This is a genomic window from Salinicola avicenniae, from assembly GCF_023736115.1.
GTDB lineage: Bacteria > Pseudomonadota > Gammaproteobacteria > Pseudomonadales > Halomonadaceae > Salinicola > Salinicola avicenniae.
The window spans coordinates 399,722-418,449 of the sequence record NZ_JAKQZC010000004.1 but is presented as its reverse complement, the minus strand read 5'-3'; the positions used below and the strand labels follow the sequence as shown (position 1 = coordinate 418,449).

The 18,728-nt window shown below is 63.2% G+C and carries 14 protein-coding genes and 8 tRNA genes; 4 read left to right on the top strand and 18 right to left on the bottom strand.

Annotated elements, in window-relative coordinates:
• Positions 1-37: 37 nt before the first annotated feature.
• The 4 genes from rpsR to rnr all read right to left on the bottom strand — a co-directional run bounded on the left by rpsR (position 38) and on the right by rnr (position 4,210).
• On the bottom strand, positions 38-265 hold the full coding sequence (rpsR, locus tag MC381_RS11280) for a 30S ribosomal protein S18 (protein WP_035472385.1): 228 nt from the start codon (positions 263-265) through the stop codon (positions 38-40).
• A gap of 28 nt (positions 266-293) precedes the next feature.
• Entirely contained in the window at positions 294-704 is a 411-nt protein-coding gene (gene rpsF, locus MC381_RS11275) for a 30S ribosomal protein S6 (RefSeq protein WP_251977844.1), read from the bottom strand.
• Between the two features lie 237 nt (positions 705-941).
• On the bottom strand, positions 942-1,766 hold the full coding sequence (rlmB, locus tag MC381_RS11270; protein ID WP_251977843.1) for a 23S rRNA (guanosine(2251)-2'-O)-methyltransferase RlmB: 825 nt from the start codon (positions 1,764-1,766) through the stop codon (positions 942-944).
• Entirely contained in the window at positions 1,766-4,210 is a 2,445-nt protein-coding gene (rnr, locus tag MC381_RS11265; protein ID WP_251977842.1) for a ribonuclease R, read from the bottom strand. Before rnr ends, rlmB begins: the two co-directional genes overlap by 1 nt.
• 307 nt (positions 4,211-4,517) lie before the next feature.
• Here rnr and MC381_RS11260 point away from each other — a divergent pair.
• From MC381_RS11260 to MC381_RS11250, 3 genes are all read left to right on the top strand, one after another.
• Positions 4,518-4,604, top strand: a tRNA-Leu gene (locus tag MC381_RS11260).
• Positions 4,605-4,641: 37 nt separating this feature from the next.
• Positions 4,642-4,728, top strand: a tRNA-Leu gene (locus tag MC381_RS11255).
• A gap of 23 nt (positions 4,729-4,751) precedes the next feature.
• Positions 4,752-4,838 (top strand) — tRNA-Leu (locus tag MC381_RS11250).
• A gap of 303 nt (positions 4,839-5,141) precedes the next feature.
• Here the strand turns inward: MC381_RS11250 and MC381_RS11245 are convergent.
• The 14 genes from MC381_RS11245 to MC381_RS11180 all read right to left on the bottom strand — a co-directional run bounded on the left by MC381_RS11245 (position 5,142) and on the right by MC381_RS11180 (position 17,230).
• On the bottom strand, positions 5,142-5,996 hold the full coding sequence (locus MC381_RS11245; protein WP_251977841.1) for a DNA/RNA non-specific endonuclease: 855 nt from the start codon (positions 5,994-5,996) through the stop codon (positions 5,142-5,144).
• An 8-nt stretch (positions 5,997-6,004) separates the two neighbouring features.
• Positions 6,005-6,280, bottom strand: a complete 276-nt coding sequence (locus MC381_RS11240) for an Lrp/AsnC family transcriptional regulator (RefSeq protein ID WP_251977840.1) — start codon at positions 6,278-6,280, stop codon at positions 6,005-6,007.
• 74 nt (positions 6,281-6,354) lie between these two features.
• Positions 6,355-6,831 carry a methylated-DNA--[protein]-cysteine S-methyltransferase gene (locus MC381_RS11235; protein ID WP_251977839.1) on the bottom strand — a complete coding sequence of 159 codons (477 nt, stop codon included), beginning with the start codon at positions 6,829-6,831 and terminating at the stop codon, positions 6,355-6,357.
• A 52-nt stretch (positions 6,832-6,883) separates the two neighbouring features.
• Positions 6,884-8,440 carry a SpoVR family protein gene (locus MC381_RS11230; protein ID WP_251977838.1) on the bottom strand — a complete coding sequence of 519 codons (1,557 nt, stop codon included), beginning with the start codon at positions 8,438-8,440 and terminating at the stop codon, positions 6,884-6,886.
• Between the two features lie 28 nt (positions 8,441-8,468).
• Complete coding sequence (locus MC381_RS11225) at positions 8,469-9,749, bottom strand: YeaH/YhbH family protein (RefSeq protein WP_251977837.1); 1,281 nt, start codon at positions 9,747-9,749, stop codon at positions 8,469-8,471.
• A gap of 108 nt (positions 9,750-9,857) precedes the next feature.
• Positions 9,858-11,780 carry a PrkA family serine protein kinase gene (locus tag MC381_RS11220; protein WP_251977836.1) on the bottom strand — a complete coding sequence of 641 codons (1,923 nt, stop codon included), beginning with the start codon at positions 11,778-11,780 and terminating at the stop codon, positions 9,858-9,860.
• 330 nt (positions 11,781-12,110) lie between these two features.
• Positions 12,111-13,160 (bottom strand): threonine aldolase family protein, encoded by a 1,050-nt coding sequence (locus MC381_RS11215; protein ID WP_251977835.1) that lies wholly within the window; start codon positions 13,158-13,160, stop codon positions 12,111-12,113.
• Between the two features lie 275 nt (positions 13,161-13,435).
• Entirely contained in the window at positions 13,436-15,472 is a 2,037-nt protein-coding gene (locus MC381_RS11210) for an NADPH-dependent 2,4-dienoyl-CoA reductase (RefSeq protein ID WP_251977834.1), read from the bottom strand.
• A gap of 321 nt (positions 15,473-15,793) precedes the next feature.
• Positions 15,794-15,870: transfer RNA gene (locus MC381_RS11205), tRNA-Asp, on the bottom strand.
• 24 nt (positions 15,871-15,894) lie between these two features.
• Positions 15,895-15,971, bottom strand: a tRNA-Val gene (locus MC381_RS11200).
• A 29-nt stretch (positions 15,972-16,000) separates the two neighbouring features.
• A tRNA-Asp gene (locus MC381_RS11195) sits at positions 16,001-16,077 on the bottom strand.
• Between the two features lie 88 nt (positions 16,078-16,165).
• Positions 16,166-16,242, bottom strand: a tRNA-Asp gene (locus tag MC381_RS11190).
• A 41-nt stretch (positions 16,243-16,283) separates the two neighbouring features.
• Positions 16,284-16,359 (bottom strand) — tRNA-Val (locus MC381_RS11185).
• A gap of 70 nt (positions 16,360-16,429) precedes the next feature.
• Positions 16,430-17,230, bottom strand: coding sequence for an alpha/beta family hydrolase (locus tag MC381_RS11180; protein WP_251977833.1), 801 nt, complete (start codon positions 17,228-17,230; stop codon positions 16,430-16,432).
• Positions 17,231-17,482: 252 nt separating this feature from the next.
• On the opposite strand from MC381_RS11180, the gene hpxO reads away from it, so the two are divergent.
• A complete protein-coding gene (hpxO, locus tag MC381_RS11175; RefSeq protein WP_251977832.1) occupies positions 17,483-18,655 on the top strand; it encodes an FAD-dependent urate hydroxylase HpxO in 1,173 nt (390 codons plus the stop codon).
• The last annotated feature ends 73 nt before the right edge of the window (positions 18,656-18,728 follow it).

The window sequence follows — 18,728 nt, the reverse complement described above, 5'->3', positions numbered from 1 at the left end:
TGTCTCTACCGTGATTCGGGAGTTATCGGCCCCGGACTTACTGGTGGCTGTCGGAGTACGGCAGCAGCGCCAGGTAACGCGCCCGCTTGATCGCGGTAGACAGCTGACGCTGGTAGCGCGCCTGAGTACCGGTGATACGGCTCGGGACGATCTTGCCGGTTTCGGTGACGTAGGCTTTCAGCGTATCGATGTCTTTGTAATCGATGTACTTCACGCCTTCGGCGGTGAAGCGGCAGAACTTGCGGCGACGGAAAAAGCGTGCCATGAGAGTCTCTCCTTAACGTGAAATCGAATCAGTTAGCTTCGGTCGTTGCTTCGGAACGTTCGGAACGCTCGCGATCGCCACGCTCGGAGGACTTGTCGTCACGACGACGGCCTTTGTCTTCGGCCGGCTTCATCATCGGCGAGGCTTCGGTAACGGCCTCTTTGTTGCGCACGATCAGGCTACGGATGATGGCGTCGTTGAAGCGGAAGATGTTCTCGATCTCGTCGAGAGTCTCGCCGCTGCACTCGATGTTCATCAGCACGTAGTGAGCCTTGTGGATCTTGTTGATCGGGTAAGCCAGGTGACGGCGGCCCCAATCTTCGAGGCGATGCACGGTGCCGCCGTTCTCGGTAACGAGGCTGGTGTAGCGCTCGACCATGGCCGGAACCTGCTCGCTCTGGTCCGGGTGGACCATGAACACGATTTCGTAATGACGCATGTTAGCTCCTTTCGGTTTGGCAGCTTCTGCGCGGCGTCACTGATGCGGGCCACGAGAAGCAAGGAGTCGATACCGGATCACCACCTCGCTTTCACGACGGTCGGTGCCGGATAGTCGGACCTCGGGACGTCTCCCTGCGCGCCGGATAACCCCGGACGCACGGAAAACGCGGCTCTGTCGGCAGAGCCTGCCCACAGAACCGCGTAATTGTAGAGATCGAGAAGGGGCAGTGCAAGCTCAACCGGTCGGGGCAAGACGGCGCTGACGCACGGCCTCGAACAGACAGATCCCCGCGGCCACCGAGACGTTGAGACTCGAGACGCTGCCAGCCATCGGCAGCTTGACCAGGCTGTCGCAAGCTTCCCGAGTCAGGCGGCGCAGCCCTTTGCCCTCGGCGCCCATGACCAGCGCGCAAGGGCCATTGAAGTCGGCATCGTAGACCAGCGTCTCGGCTTCACCGGCGGTGCCGCTGATCCAGACGCCAAGCTGCTTCAACTTCTCCATGCTGCGCGCCAGATTGGTCACCTGGAATAGCGGCACCGTCTCCGCTGCGCCGCAGGCAACCTTGCGCACGGTCGCGTTGAGCGTCGCCGACTTGTCCTTGGGTACGATCACGCCGTGCGCGCCGGCGGCGTCGGCACTGCGCAGGCAGGCACCGAGGTTGTGCGGGTCGGTGACGCCATCGAGGATCAGCAGCAGCGGCGGCTCGGGCTCACCCCACTGCTCCAGCCGCCACCACAGCGTGGTCTCGCTTTCCGGCAACAGCGGCTCGCAGAAGCCGACAACCCCTTGGTGGGCCGCCCGCCCAGAGAGCGCGTCCAGCGTCTCGCGCGGCACCGTCTTGACTACGCTTCCCGCACCCACCGCAGCCTCGAGCAGCGAGCTCAGACGCTGCTCGGCCTGCCCCTGCTGTATCCAGAGCTCTCGCGGCGCACGCTCTCGCTCGAGCAGCGCCTGAACCGCATGGACACCGTAGATCGGCTCTAGCCCGGCCGGCGTATCGATGGTCTCACGCGGCGCGGCGGCGCCACGGCGCGAGGGACGGTTGCCACCGCGCGCCATCAGCGCTTGCCCTTGCGCTGACGCGAACGACGCGAACGGCGCTGCCCGCTGCCCCCTTCATTCGTCTCTCCGCCCTGTTGGCGCTCACGCTTGCCGGGACGCTGCTTGCGCGCCGATGTCGACTCACCGCCGCTGGCGGCGGCCGCATCGTCGGCGCCGGTATCCGGCTTGCGGCTGCGCGGCGTGCGTCGATGGCGCGGCGCGGCATCGGCAAGATCGAAATCGATCTTGCGGTCATCGAGATCGACCCTCGCCACGCGAACGGTCACCCCATCGCCGAGACGATAGGCGACACCGCTACGCTCGCCCTTGAGGCGATGCTTCTCGGCTTCATAGTGGTAGTAGTCGGATGGCAGCGAGGTGACATGCACCAGCCCCTCGACATAAACCTCGTCGAGCCGCACGAAGATACCGAACTGTGTGACCGACGCGATGGTGCCTTCGTAGACCTCGCCCACCTTGTCGGAGAGAAACTCGCACTTGAGCCAGTCGGTCACGTCACGGGTGGCATCATCGGCCCGCCGCTCGGTCATCGAGCAATGTTCGCCCAGCTCCAGCATCTGCTCGAAGGTGTAAGGACACCAGGTCGAAGGCTTCTCGACCGGCGCCGCCTCGGCGCGCATCACAGTCTGCGTCTGGCGCGGCCCGCGCACCACAGAGCGGATGGCCCGGTGTACCAGCAGATCGGGGTAACGACGAATCGGCGAGGTGAAGTGAGCATAGGCCTGATACGCCAGGCCGAAGTGCCCTTCGTTATGTGGCGAATAGACGGCCTGACTCATCGAACGCAACATCACTGTCTGGATGATATCGGCGTCCGGGCGATCCTTGATCACTTCGCGCAGCGCCTGGTAGTCCTTCGGCGACGGCTCGTCGCCGCCACCCAGCGTCAGCCCCAGCTCGCCAAGGAAGACACGCAGGTTTTCCAGACGCTCCGCCGCCGGCGCTTCGTGGATTCGATAGAGCGCCGGCAGGTCGTGCTTGTCGAGGAAGCGCGCCGTGGCCACGTTGGCCGCCAGCATGCACTCCTCGATCAGCTTGTGCGCATCGTTACGGGTGCGCGGCACGATTTTCTCGATCTTGCGCTCGTCATTGAAGACGATCTGCGTCTCGGTGGTTTCGAAGTCGATCGCGCCGCGAGCCTCGCGCGCCTTGCGCAACACCTTGTAGAGACTGTGCAGATTCTCCAGCGACGGAATCAGGTCACGGTAGCGCTCGCGCAGCGCCTGCCCTTCCTCGCTCTCCGGTGCCTGCAGGATCGTGCCGACATCGTTGTACGTCAGACGCGCGTGCGAGCGCATCACCGCCTCATAGAACTTGTAGCGGCTGATGGTGCCGTTCTGAGAGATATTCATCTCGCACACCATCGTCAGACGATCGACGTGGGGATTGAGCGAACAGAGCCCGTTGGAAAGCAGCTCGGGCAGCATCGGCACGACCTGGCCCGGGAAGTAGACCGAGTTACCGCGGACGTAGGCCTCACCGTCCAGCGCACTGCCGCCTCTCACATAGTGCGAAACGTCGGCAATGGCGACGATCAGCTTCCAGCTGCCGGACTTGGTCTTCCAGGCGCAGACCGCATCATCGAAATCCTTGGCATCCTCGCCGTCGATGGTGACCAGCGGCGTGTCGCGCAGGTCGATGCGAGCAACCTTGTCCTCTTCCTTCACCTGATCCGACATGCCGTCGATCTGCGCCTTCACCTCGGGCGGAAATTCGGCGGGAATGTCATGCGTCCGGATCGCGATATCGATCTCGAGGCCCGGGTCCATCCGCTCGCCGAGAATCTCGACCACCTCACCGACGGGTTGCTTACGCGTCTCCGGCTGCTGGGTGATCTTCGCCGAGACAATCTGCCCGTCCTTGGCGCCCAGGCTGGCGCTGTGCGGAATGATCACTTCCTGGCTGATCCGCGACTTCTCCGGAATCAGGACGGCAAACTCGGCACTGTTCTGGCGGAAGACACCGACCAGCGACTGGGTGTTGCGTGCCAGGACTTCGGCGATGGTCGCCTCGTCACGGCCGCGGCGATCGCGGCCGCTGACGCGTGCCAGGACCACATCACCGTCGAACACACGCCGCATCTGACGCGGCGGCAGCACGAGGTCCGGCTTGACGCCATCGTGGCGAATCAGGAACCCCATACCATCGCGGTGCCCCTGCACGCGCCCCTTGATCAGATCGAGCTTGTCGATCAACGCATAGGCACCCTTGCGATCGCGCAGGATCTGGCCATCGCGCTCCATCGCGGCAAGGCGACGGCGCACCGCCTCCTGCTGGTTCTCGTCTTCGAGCCCCAGCATGGCGCTCATGTTTTCGTGGGTAATCGGCTTGCCATAGGCTTCCAGCCGAGCCAGCAGGTACTCGCGACTGGGGACCGGGTTATCGTACTTCTGCGCTTCGCGCGCCGCCTGCGGATCGTCGTCCAACGTCCATTGAGTCATGAAACTATCGTCCTTGCGTCGAGGTGGGGATCACGCGGCGGGCGGCCTGAGCCATTCAATCTTTTTGGATTCATGCGCCAAGTATAGCGGTCACGCCTGCGCGACCCAACCATGCCGTGAACGGTAACCATCGATTCGGCGCGGCAGATTGACGAAAGCGTTCGCCGGCATGCACGCGGCAGCCCGTCGTCACGCTGCCATGACGCGCCGATTCGACGACCAACGACGCCACATCAAAACAGGATATGCCGAGATAAAAGAGACGCTTGCATTCAGCCGCAGAGTCGGTATTATGCATCGCGCCTTGGCCCAGATGGCGGAATTGGTAGACGCGCTAGCTTCAGGTGCTAGTGTCCTTACGGACGTGGAGGTTCAAGTCCTCTTCTGGGCACCATCGACACACAGCTCGATGCGCCAAGGTGCCAGAGAGAGCCCGGATGGCGGAATTGGTAGACGCGCTAGCTTCAGGTGCTAGTGTCCTTACGGACGTGGAGGTTCAAGTCCTCTTCCGGGCACCATCCTCTCGAGATGCTCATGACACGCCCAGGTGGCGGAATTGGTAGACGCGCTAGCTTCAGGTGCTAGTGTCCTTACGGACGTGGAGGTTCAAGTCCTCTCCTGGGCACCATGTGTCATGTGACATCCCGCACGCTTGATCTCGATCCGAACGATCTCTTCCCAGCCGACCGGCAACCCCAACACCCCGCTCCCCAGGCTATCCCGTGTTTTTCATAACGATCACTGCCCAGCACTGGCCGCCGTCAGTCGATCGCTTCTGCCCGCCTGCAAGATAGCGAGGCAAGATAGCCCTGCAAGATAGCTCGCCGCGTTTCGACGCGAGGAAGCTCACACGGGGCATATACCTTCGGGAGAGCCGCCGGTCGAGATAGACGCCGCTGGAAGCAGCGCCTTGCCCGATTTCCTATCGCACTTACTGATAGCGCCCCGGCCGCCGCGACACCGCCTCGAGCCCCCAGCCCGACGCGTCGACGCGCCTTTCCAGCTCGCGCTCAGTCTCCGCCGGCAGCTGCGGGAAGAAATCCAGGCCGGTACGCGCCTCGATCTCGTCGATGGACACCAGAAAGCGATCGAGCGGCTCGTTGCCGGATACATCCTGCGGCATGAGAAACGCTAGTGCTCGCGGTGTCTCGCCGGGCACGATCAAAATCTTGTAGAAAGCGATCGGCACCTGAGAGAAGCCGATACGGTGAAGCCACTGGTCGTCGAAGACCGGACCGGCGATGACCCAGACGCCGCCGAAACGCGGCACAAAGTCATCGATCACCGCTTCCTCAAGCCGCTGCCACAGCTGTCGGTTGAGCTTGGGACGCTGCGGCGTGATATTGGTCATCTGAAAGCTGGAGAGCTGGGCCTCGCGCCCGTGGACCACGGACATCGCGTAGTTCGGGGCCAGATGCCCGCGATCATAGCCGCTACCGGTGTAATCTTCGCTGGTGATCGGCCACAGGCTGCGCCAGTCCTGAGTGAAACGGTCAGGACGTGGCTGACTGCGCGGATCCTCGACCCGATGCAGGCTATAGCCGACCCAGAGCGGCTCGGCCCGCAAATCCGACCATCCGACCAGAAATCCGTCGTTGCGCAGCACCCGGTTCCAGCCGCGAAAGTCATCCCACTGCCAGTCGGGAACGCCCATCCAGCTGATACGATCGCGCACGCCACCTTCGTGCCAGTACCACAGCCCGCTGACGACGACGACAAAGATCAAACCGACACGCGAGGAGCGGGCCAGCTGGCCGAGCAACCCCCGCTTTTGACGACGCGCCACCCCGCCCCCTAGAGACCGACGGAGAACATGGCGTCCAGATCATGGCGCGAATGCACCTGCAGCGCATTGAGCGTTTCGGTGTCACGAATGCCGTCAACGCTGTTCAATCGCTCGGTGACCAGCGTGGCCAGCGACTCGAAATCCCGGGTGCGGACAATGGCGACCAGGTCGTAGCGACCACAGGTCGAATAGACCTCGCTGATACCATCGAGGTCCGCCAGGCGTTCGGCGACGCTGCGAATAGCGCCTTTCTCGACGTTGATCAGAATAACGGCGTTCTGCATTTCCCTCTCCCACCGGCGGCGCACAAGCGCACGAAAAGCATGACAGCGTGACAGCATGACTGGCGGGAAGTATATCAGCTTCGCGGCACTGCGCCCTCCAGCGTCAGCAGCGCCTGCTTGAGAGACTCACCGCCGCGGTAGCCGCCCAGCCCCCGCGCCGCAACCACGCGGTGACAGGGAATCAGCAGTGGCAGCGGATTGGCCCCGACCGCGCCACCCACCGCCTGTGCACCGCCGGCCTTGCCGATCCGTTCGGCCAATTGGCCGTAGGTTACGGTCTCACCGTAGGGAATCCGCAGCAGCGCCTGCCAGACCTGCAGCTGAAACGCACTGCCGTGCGGCGCCAACGTCAGGTTGAAGCTGTGACGCCGACCGGCCAGGTAGGCCTGGAGCTCTGCACGCGCCCCGGCAAAGAGGGCATCATCGCGCACGCCATCCGACGGCGGTGTCGGCGAGCACGCGCCTTCGGGCAGGCGCAGTTCGTGCAGGCCTCGCGCGTCGCCAATCAGCAGCATCTCACCATACTCGGTCACGAGCGGGGCATAGCGCATCTTAACGCCTCGGTATCCGATGAAAGGAGCCATGCCCCGCGCCACGACCCGCTCAAGCCGACTCCCGCGCCGGCTCCGGAATCGGCCATTGATAGCGGCGCACGACATCCCCGCCTTCCACCGACTCGAGTCGAATCGGGAAGCCCCACAGCTGGTGGAGATAACGCAACACCGGGAACAGGCTCTGCCCCAGCGGCCGCCGGCGATCCTGGACGTGTCGCAGCGTCAGCGAACGATCGCCGCGAATATCCGCCTCCCACACCTGAATATTGGGCTCCCGGGCGGAGAGCGCGTACTGCACGCAGAGCGCCTCGCGAATTCGCCGATAGCCGCGATCATCGTGAATCGCCTCGACCTGCAGACTATCGTCACGGTCATCGTCGACCAGACTGAACAGTTTGAGATCGCGAATCACCTTCGGCGACAGGAACTGCTGGATGAACGACTCATCCTTGAAGTTCTGCATCGCGAAATGCAGCGTCTCGAGCCAGTCACTACCGGCGATCTCCGGAAACCATTCGCGATCCTCGGCGGTCGGCGTCTGGCAGATGCGCTGAATGTCGCTGAACATCGCGAAGCCCAGGGCATAGGGGTTGATGCCATTGAAGTAGGGGCTATCGAAACCGGGCTGGGTAACGACAGAGGTATGCGACTGCAGAAACTCGAGCATCACGCCTTCGTCGATCAGGCCGTCGTCATACAGGCGGTTCATCAGCGTGTAGTGCCAGAACGTCGCCCACCCCTCGTTCATCACCTGCGTCTGGCGCTGCGGATAGAAGTACTGCGCCAGCTTGCGCACGATACGCACGATTTCGCGCTGCCAGGGCTCCAGCAGTGGTGCGTTCTTCTCCAGGAAATAGAGCAGGTTCTCCTGAGGCTCACTGGGATAGCGCCCATGCCGATGCAGGCCCAACGGATCGTTCTCGCTATCCAGCGGCGGCTCCTGCGCGCGCTCGCTCATTGGCGTCGGTATCGTGCTCCACAACATATTGACCTGGGTCTGCAGGTAGGCCTCGCGCTCCTCCTGACGCTTCACTTCTTCCGCGGCGGAGATCGGCGACGGGCGCTTGTAGCGGTCGACACCGTAGTTCTGCAGAGCATGACAGGCATCCAGCAGCTGCTCGACCGCCTCGACACCATGACGCTCCTCGCACTGCGCGACATACTTGCGCGCGAAATCCAGGTAGTCGACGATCGCCGAGGCGTCGGTCCAGGCCCGAAACAGGTAGTTGCCCTTGAAGAACGAGTTGTGACCGTAGCAGGCATGGGCAATGACCAGCACCTGCATCATCAGCGAATTCTCTTCCATCAGGTAGGCGATGCAGGGGTCGGAGTTGATCACCAGCTCGTAGGCCAGCCCCATCTGACCGCGACGATAGGCCTGCTCGACGGACAGGAACTGCTTACCGAAGGACCAGTGATGGTAGCCGATCGGCATACCCACGCTGGCGTAGGCGTCCATCATCTGCTCCGAGGTGATGATCTCGATCTGGTTGGGATAGGTGTCCAGCCGATACTCGCGGGCCAGCTCGGCGATCGCATGCTCGTACTGCTCGAGCACATCGAAGCTCCAGTCCGAACCGGTGGCTATGGGCTTGCGTCGCGTCATCGATCTCTCCTCGGTGGCGGCACCGACGTCAGCTTTGCGTGCGCTGACGGAAAAGCTCGCGGAAGACAGGATAGATGTCATCCGCCTGAACGATCTGCTGCATGGCGAAACGCTCCGAGTAAGCCGACCTGACCGTGTCGTAGGCCTCCCAGAGTGCCTGATGCGCGTGCGGCGTAATTTCGACGTAAGTGAAATACTGCAGCTTGCGCATCAATGACTCGTCGAGCAGCTGAAGACAGGTCGACGAGTCATCATCCCAGTTGTCGCCATCGCTCGCCTGTGCGACGTATAGATTCCACTGCTCCGGCGAATAGCGCGCCGTGATGATGTCATCGACCAGCTGCAGGGCACTGGAAACGATCGTGCCGCCGGTCTCGCGGGAGTAGAAGAATTCCTCTTCGTCCACTTCTTTGGCCACGGTGTGGTGACGCACGAAGACCAGCTCGACCTTCTCGTAGTTGCGCTCGAGAAACAGGTAAAGCAGCAGGAAGAAGCGCTTGGCGATATCCTTGTGGGCCTGGGTCATCGACCCGGAGACATCCATGACGCAGAACATGACCGCCTGATTCGACGGCAGCGGCTGGTTGGTCAGGTGGTTGTAGCGCAGGTCGTAGGTATCGAGGAACGGAATCGCCTCGATCCGCTTTTCCAGCCGCGCGATCTCGGCTTTCAGCTCGTCGATTCGCGCCGGATTGCGCAGCACCGGGTCCTTGCGCTCCTCTTGCGACAGCGCCTCTTGCGCCTCGCGCAGCGCTCGCTTGAGCGGCGCCCGCATACCGATTCGACGCGCCTGCGCCTCGCGCATCGAGCGTACGATATTGATCCGCGCCGGCACGCCCTCGCGGGAAATCCCCGCCCGCACCGGTCGCGTCTCCTCCAGCACGCGCAGCTGCTTGCGCTCGAGATGCGGCAGCTCCAGGCCGTCGAAGACGAAATCGAGGAACTCTTCTCGCGACAGCGAGAACACGAATTCATCCATTCCCTCGCCCTGGTTCGACGCCTGCCCCTCGCCGCTGCCACCTCCACCACTGCCACCGGGACGCCGCAGTCGGTCGCCCTCGGCAAATTCCTTGTTGCCCGGACTGACAATCGTGCGTCGCCCGCCAGGCCCGTGCTGGAATGACGGCTCGGAAATATCCTTGGTGGGAATGGAAACCTTCTCGCCACGCTCCATGTCAGTAATCGAGCGGCGATTCACCGACTCCTCGACCGCACGCTTGATATGCGAACGGTAGCGCTGCAGAAAGCGCTGCCGATTGACCGCACTCTTGTTGCGCGCATTGGGGCGTCGATCAATGAAATAGCTCATGGCACCTCCTGCAGACTGGCCGCAGACTGGCTGCGACAGGCGCCTGACCGCGGCGCCCGTCTCTGGTGACGGCTGCGAAGGCCAGCCGTCACGATGACATCGACACGCTTACTGCGACTTGCGCACCCGCAGATACCACTCGGAGAGCAACCGAACCTGTTTCTCGGTATAGCCGCGACTCACCATGCGGTCGACGAAATCTTCGTGCTTGCGCTGATCCGAGGCCGACGCCTTGGCATTGAACGAGATCACCGGGAGCAGTTCCTCGGTGTTAGCGAACATCTTGTGCTCGATCACCCCCCGCAACTTCTCGTAGGACTGCCAGCTCGGATTCATGCCATTGTTGTGCGCCCGCGCGCGCAGCACGAAGTTGACCACCTCATGCCGGAAGTCCTTGGGATTGGAGATGCCCGCCGGCTTCTCGATCTTCTCCAGATCCTCGTTGAGCGCCTGACGGTCGAACAGCTCGCCAGTCTCCGGATCGCGATACTCCTGATCCTGGATCCAGAAATCGGCGTAGGTGACATAGCGATCGAAGATGTTCTGGCCATACTCGGTATAGGACTCGAGATAAGCGGTCTGAATCTCCTTGCCGATGAAATCGACGTAGCGCGGCGCCAGGAACTCCTTGATAAAGCGCAAATAACGCTCGTGCGTCTCCTTGGGCAGCTGCTCACGCTCCAGCGCCTGCTCCAGCACATACAGCAGGTGTACCGGGTTGGCAGCGATCTCCTGAGCATCGAAGTTGAAGACCTTCGACAGGATCTTGAACGCGAAACGGGTCGAGAGCCCGTCCATTCCTTCATCGATGCCGGCCGCGTCACGATACTCCTGGATCGACTTCGCCTTGGGATCGGTGTCCTTCAGATTCTCGCCGTCATAAACCCGCATCTTGGAATAGATACTGGAGTTTTCCGGATCCTTGAGTCGCGATAGCACCGAGAACTGGGCCAGCATGCGCAACGTATCCGGCGCGCAGGGCGCCTCGTCGAGCGAGGAGTGCTCGAGCAGTTTCTGGTAGATCTTGATCTCTTCGGAGACGCGTAGACAGTAAGGCACCTTGACGATGTAGACGCGATCGAGAAATGCCTCGTTGTTGCGATTATTGCGAAACTGCTGCCACTCGCTTTCGTTGGAGTGGGCCATGATGACGCCGTCGAAGGGGATCGCCCCCATGCCTTCGGTGGGGTTGTAGTTACCCTCCTGGGTTGCAGTCAGCAGCGGGTGAAGCACCTTGATGGGCGCCTTGAACATCTCGACGAATTCCATCAGCCCCTGGTTGGCCTTGCACAGGCCGCCGGAGAAGCTGTAGGCATCGGGATCGTCCTGGGAGTAGAGCTCGAGCTGGCGAATGTCGACCTTGCCCACCAGCGAGGAGATATCCTGGTTGTTCTCGTCACCCGGCTCGGTCTTGGAGACGGCAACCTGATTGAGGCGCGAGGGATGAAGGCGCACGACGCGGAACTGGGAGAGATCGCCACCGAACTCCTTGAGTCGCTTGGCGGCCCACGGCGACATCGGCCCCCGCAGATAGCGCTGGGGAATGTCGTACTCCTTCTCGAGCAGCTCGCCATCCTCTTCCGGCGAAAACAGCCCCAAAGGCGACTCATAGATCGGCGAGTCCTTGATCGCGTAGAACGGGACCTGCTCCATCAGCAGCTTGAGACGCTCGGCGAGAGAGGACTTGCCGCCACCCACCGGTCCGAGCAGGTAGAGAATCTGCTTGCGCTCTTCGAGCCCCTGCGCGGCGTGGCGAAAGTAGGCGACGATCTGCTCGATCGCCTCTTCCATGCCGTAGAACTCGGCGAAGGCAGGATAACGACGGATGACCTTGTTGGAAAAGATACGCGAAAGACGGGGGTCCTTGGCCGTGTCGATCGTCTGCGGCTCGCCGATCGCGGTGAGCATGCGTTCGGCCGCGCTGGCATAGACGCTGGGCTCCTTCCGGCACAGCTCTAGGTATTCCTGCAGGCTCATTTCTTCCTGTTGAACCCGCTCGTAACGGCTCTGCACGTGGTCGAAGATGCTCATGGAAGCCTCCTGGTCGTGACCCCCAACCGTACAAGGCATATGCCCTGCCAGCCGGGCTAGCTGACTATCAGCCTAGACAGATGCACGAAGCGTCGGACAGACCCATTTTGCGAGTCTTTTCAACGCAGCGTCGGAATATACGCTTTTAGAACACGCTACCACGATCCGGTTTCGATGCACGGGGAATTTGCGCCGAAAAAGCCGCCATTTGACGCTTTGCATTCATAAGCAACGGAAAAAAAAGAAGAATCCGACGAGCATTAATTCCAAGACCGACCTGGGCCTCGTCATTGGGTGCCGCCCGCCAACCGAGCCGACGGCACCGAACGATCAGACGTTCTCGAACGCCGTGCGAGCATCGGCCAGCAGCTGATCGAGTAGCTCGGTGGTCGTGTTCCAGGAACAGACGAAACGCGCGCCACCGGCGCCGATAAAGGTATAAAAGGTCCAGCCGCGAGCACGCAATCCGGCGATCACCGGCTCGGGTAGACTGACGAACACACTATTGGCGTCGGTGGGAAACATCAGCGAAGCGCCCGGCAGCCCCGCCAACCCTTCCGACAGGTAGCGCGCCATGGCATTGGCGTGTTCGGCGTTGCGCCGCCACGCGCCGCTTTCCAGCAACCCAAGCCAGGGCGCGGCGATGAACCGCATCTTGGACGCCAACTGCCCTGCCTGCTTGGCGCGATAGGCAAAGTCTTCCGCCAGGTCGCGATTGAAGAACAGAATCGCCTCGCCCATCGGCAAGCCGTTTTTGGTACCGGAGAAACAGAGCACATCGACACCCACCTGCCAGGTCAGCTCGGCCGGCGACGCATCCAGCGCGCAGCAGGCATTGGCAAAGCGCGCCCCATCCATGTGCACCCGCAGGTCGTACTTGTCCGCGACCGTGCGAATCGCCAGCAGCTCCTCGCGGGTATACACCGTCCCGACCTCGGTCGCCTGGGTAATGGAGACGACGCGCGGTTTGGGGTAGTGAATATCGCTGCGCCGGGTCACCAGGCGCTCGATCCCTTTCGGCGTCAGCTTGCCATCCTCGCCCGAACTGGTCAGTAGCTTGGAGCCATTGGAGAAGAATTCCGGGCCGCCACACTCGTCGGTCTCGATATGCGCCAGCTCGTGGCAGATTACGCTGTGATAGCTCTGCCCGAGTGCCGCGAGCGACAGCGAGTTGGCGGCGGTGCCGTTGAAGACAAAGAAGACATCACAATCGTAGTCGAACAGTTCGCGGAAACGGTCAGCGGCACGGTGAGTCCAGACGTCGTTGCCGTAAGCCAGATCGTCGCTGGCATTGGCCTGGATCAGGTAATCGAGGGCTTCGGGGCAGATACCCGAAGTGTTGTCACTCGCCACGAAGCGAGGGCTGCAATCAGAGGTCATGGGGCGGGTCCTTGTACGATCCCTCCATCGGGAGACCGTCGACGACCAGCGGTAGATGGCCGCGCCGACGATGTCCGAGGGCCAGGTCGGATGGCCTGAATCACGAAAAGCGCGATCGCCACTGACGACGGGGTGGCCGCCGCGGGCACGCGCTCCTTGGTCGGCAAGTCTACCATCTGCCCCGGGGGTGCCCCAGCACGGCCGGCGTTTGCCTCCACGCCTTCTCAACGCTACCCGGGCGCCCCTGAACGAGCCATGCCAGCACTACGCCACCATTAAAGCCTGGCGGCCAGCCGCACGCCTTCGTCGATGGCGCGTTTGGCATCGATCTCGGCGGCCAACCGCGCCCCGCCGATACAATGGGCGCTGGCTCCGGCCGCCAGCAATGTCTCGAAGAGCGCGTTGCGCGACTCCTGCCCGGCGCAGATCACCACCGTGTCGACCTCGAGCAGGCGTGGTTCGCCCGCCACCGACAGATGCAACCCTCGATCATCGATTGCGACATACTCGCAACCGGCCAGCGTCTCGACCCGACGCGCGCGCAGCGTCGCCCGATGCACCCAGCCCGTCGTCACTCCCAGTCCGCCGCCCGGCTTGCCCGAACTACGCTGCAGCAGCGTGATCCGGCGCGAGACCGGTGGCGCCTCTCGCGGCTTCAACCCGCCCGGCCGGCTCACCTCGAGATCGACGCCCCACTCGTCGCACCAGGCCGGGATCGTCTGCGCCTCGCCGGTGCCGGAAGCCCCGGGAGTGACATGCGACAGCAGCTCCGCCACGTCATGCCCGATGCCGCCGGCACCGATGATCGCGACACGCGACCCGACGCGAGAAGGCTCGCGAATGGCGCTCGGATAATCGATCACGCTCGGATGGTCGATTCCCGGCAACGCCAGCGTGCGCGGCCTGACGCCAGTCGCGACGATGACCTCGTCGAAAGGCTCGAGCATCGTCGACGTCACTGGCGTGGCCAGGCGCACATCGATCTCTAGCTGGCGCAGCCGGGTCGTGAAGTAGCGCAGCGTCTCGGCGAATTCCTCCTTGCCCGGAATCCGCCGCGCCAGGCGAAACTGGCCACCGATCGCCGCCTCGGCCTCGAAGAGCGTGACGCGATGGCCTCGCTCGGCGCAGGCTACCGCGGCCCCCAGACCGGCCGGCCCGGCTCCGACTACCGCGATCGCCTTGGCCTCCGCCTCTGCCACCGGCGCCAGCACCAGTTCCGTCTCGTGACAGGCGCGCGGATTGACCAGACAGGAAGTCAGCTTGCCCTGGAAGGTGTGATCGAGACAGGCCTGATTGCAGGCGATGCAGGTATTGATCTCGGCCTCGCGCCCCTGCTCGGCCTTGACCACCCACGCCGGATCGGCCAGAAACGGGCGCGCCATCGACACAAGGTCGGCATCGCCGTCGGCCAGCACGCGCTCGGCCACCGCCGGCATGTTGATGCGGTTGGTGGTGATCAGCGGCAACGCCACCGCCGCCCGCACCGCTCGCGTTGCCACCGCGAACGCCGCTCGCGGCACGCTGGTGACGATCGTCGGCACACGCGCCTCGTGCCAGCCGATCCCACTGTCGATGACATCTGCCCCCGCCGCCTCGATCGCCCGGGCCAACGCCACGATCTCTGCTCGGGTACTGCCCTCCTCGACCAGATCGATCATCGACAGCCGGAAGATCAGCAGGAAATCATCGCCACAGCGCACCCGGATCCGGCGCACGATCTCGACCGCGAACCTTCGGCGGCGCGCCGCATCACCGCCCCAGGCATCATCGCGCCGATTGGTCCGCGCGCACAGAAACTGATTGATCAGATAACCTTCCGACCCCATCACCTCGACACCGTCGTAGCCAGCTTCCCGGGCGAGCGCGGCACAGCGCACGAAGTCTTCGATCTGCGCCTCGATCTCGCCGGCCTCCAACGCATGCGGGGTAAAACGGCTGATCGGCGCCGCGATCGCCGAGGGCGCTACCGATTTCGGTGAGTAGGCGTAGCGCCCTGCATGCAGAATCTGCAGACAGAGCCGACCGCCCTCGCCATGCACCGCTTCGACGACCTCGCGATGTCGCATCGCTTCGGCGGCGTCGGTCAGCTTCGCTGCCCCCTCGAATACCCCGCCTTCCGGATTCGGTGCGATCCCGCCGGTCACGATCAGCCCCACGCCCTGACGCGCACGCTCGGCATAGAACGCGGCGAGCCGCGCGAAGCCATTAGGCGCTTCCTCGAGATTGGTATGCATCGACCCCATCACTACGCGATTGGGCAGGGTCAAATGACCGACCTTGAGCGGCCGGAAAAGATGGGGAAAACGAGACACGGCAGTAGCCCTCTCCGACTGGCGGCAGACACGCGAAAGCGAGGTGCGCAATGCATTTTCAAACGCATGTATGAATGCCAGTCTAGCGCACGCCACGCCGAGCACCATTCCACCAAAGCGGCATCGTCGTAATGACATTCGGGAAACGGAGGCGCGACACGTCGAATCGAGGCTGATAGCCATGTGACGGGAACATAGCAATACCGTAGCTCGACCGAGGTGGCCGTTACGGGATTCGGAACGCCGATACAGAACTCGGAAAAACAAAGGAAAGTGACCGAGATGGCCAACAGATCAAACCAGGAAGGAGGGAGACGTCGATGGCGGACCGGACGGGACTCGAACCCGCGACCTCCGGCGTGACAGGCCGGCATTCTAACCAGCTGAACTACCGGTCCGCATAAACACCATCTTGATCAAGATGGTGGGTGGTACAGGACTCGAACCTGTGACCCCCAGCATGTGAGGCTGGTGCTCTAACCAGCTGAGCTAACCACCCAAACGTCAAACCCGGGCAAACGCGAAGTGTGGCGGACCGGACGGGACTCGAACCCGCGACCTCCGGCGTGACAGGCCGGCATTCTAACCAGCTGAACTACCGGTCCACTCGAAGCATCGGGTCTGAGTCGAAACGCACACCAACGATACCAACTACGCGACTGCAAATGACACTTTAAAAAGTGTCGGTGGAACTGGCGGACCGGACGGGACTCGAACCCGCGACCTCCGGCGTGACAGGCCGGCATTCTAACCAACTGAACTACCGGTCCGCATCATTCCATCACGTGATCCAAAACACCTCGAAAGGTGATGGTGGGTGGTACAGGGTTCGAACCTGTGACCCCCAGCTTGTAAGGCTGGTGCTCTCCCAGCTGAGCTAACCACCCGTCTGGTCACGTGGCGCTGCATTCTACCTGTGACCGTTTGAAAGTCAACAGCTTTTCTTGGCTCGATCGATCATTTTCCGAAGTCCGCTCTCGCCAGCCGTGAGGCCACGCGATCGACCGCCGCCGCAAGCAGCGAAGACTGGGTTTCCGACTCGCGGCGAGGCGTTTTCCAGTCATGATCGCCTCCGGCCAGGAAGTGCAGCTCCGTGTGTGCCGGCAGGGTATAGCCCTCGACCTCCTCGCGACGCCCGAAAGGGTCTCGGGACCCCTGCAGCACCACCAGCGGACAGCGGATTGCCGGCCAGTGATCGAGACGCGTACGCTCGGGCTTGCCCGGCGGGTGAAACGGATAGCCGCACAGCACCAGCCCGGCCGGATCCTGACCGGGAGCCGGCGCCGCGGCCAGCAGGCTCGCCACACGCCCACCCATCGACTTGCCGCCGAGCCACAATGGCGTTCGGGGCGCGAGCGACAGCAGCGCGTGCTGCCAGATCGCCAGCTCGTTGACCAGCGACTCGACCCGGGGCGGCGGACGACGGCGCCCTTCCCGGCGTATCCTCGCCATGTAGGCAAACTCCACGGCGATGACCTGAACACCCTTCGCGGCGAGCCCTTGGCGTAGCCGCGTCAGGAACTCGCTATCATGGCCGGCGCCCGCACCGTGGCACAGCATCAGACGCCCGACATGCGGCTTGCCGGCCACGCGAAAGCCACCCAGCGTGGGGACCTCGGCGCCCTCGTCCACACCGCCATGCAGGCGATCATCGCCGTTGGCAAGCGCTTCACGCAGCCCGTCGCTCGATGCCAGCGCCTTGCTGGCACGCTCCGCCACACTCGCGCCACCGCTATCGCTCGCCGCTTTTTCGTGCATCTGTCATTCGCTCTTTGCTGTCAGTTTCGCGTCATGAACTCGATCCCGCGCATCGGCGGGGATTCCCTCTGGAGACCGTTTATGCGTAGGATGATCAAAACCTGAACGATCGGTCAGGTCGCCGATCGCCGACGTCCTCCCGGCGTCCGTGGCCGCGTACCTGATGCCTGAGTCCACCTGCCCGGCGACAGGCCAACGGCGATATTCCAACGACAACACTATTCCAACGACAACACTTCAGGACACTTTCCCATGACGTTGAACGTACTCGTCATTGGCGCCGGCATGGGCGGGCTTACCGCCGCGCTGGCGCTCCAGCAGGCCGGCCATCATGTCGAGGTCGTCGACCGCGTCGCCGAACTGCGCCCGGTTGGCGCCGCCATCTCGGTCTGGTCCAACGGCGTCAAGATACTCAAGGCGCTCGGTATCGGCGACGCTATCGAGCAAGCCAGCGGACGCATGAACCGCATGCGTTACCTGACGCGCGACGGCACGCCGCTGACCGATTTCAGCCTGCAGCCACTCTATGACGATGTGGCACAACGCGCCTGCCCGATCGCCCGGGCCACGCTGCAGCAGACGCTGCTCGAGGCCGTCGGTCCCGACAATGTCACCCTGGGACGCGCCTGTCTCGACTACACCGCCGATATCGACGGCATCAGCGCCCGCTTCGACGACGGCTCGACGCGCCGCGCCGACCTGATCGTGATCGCCGACGGCACCCGCTCGAAACTGCGCGAGCGAGCCCTGGGCCGCCCGGTCCCGCGGCGCTACTGCGGCTACGTCAACTGGAACGTGCGCGTGCCGGCCACGACGGACCTGGCGCCGCTGGAAGATTGGGCACAGTACGTCGGCGACCATCAGCGCGTCTCGCTGATGCCGATGAGCGGCGATGCCGACAAGCCGGAGTTCTACTGCTTCTTCGACGTGCCGCTGCCGCCCGAGACGCCCAACGATCCGTCACGCTACCGCGAGGAGCTGAGCACCCACTTTGCCGGCTGGGCAGCGCCGGTACAGAGGCTGGTCGAGCGCTTCGATCCGGCCGCCATGGCCCGCGTCGAAATCCACGATATCGAACCGCTGGAAACGCTGATCGGCGAGCGCGCCGCCATTCTCGGCGACGCGGCCCACGGCATGGCACCGGACCTGGGCCAGGGCGGCTGCCAGGCGATGGAGGACGCCTGGGTACTGGCTCGCGCCCTCGATGCCGCCGACGGCGATCTCGCCGCCGCACTGACGGCCTACGACACCGCGCGTACCGCACGCGTGGGGGAGATCGTCACGCGCGCGCGCAAACGCGCCGAAACCACCCATGGCGCCGACGCGATGGCCACGCAGGCGTGGTATGCCGAGCTCGCGCAGGAGGATGGCACCCGTATCATGGATGGCATGCGCAAGACGATAAGGGGAGGTCCGCTGGCCTAACGGCCGGCGAGCCTACGCGATCTGACAACACGCGCGACCTGACAATACGCTGCCGACGACAAGCCCGCCGACG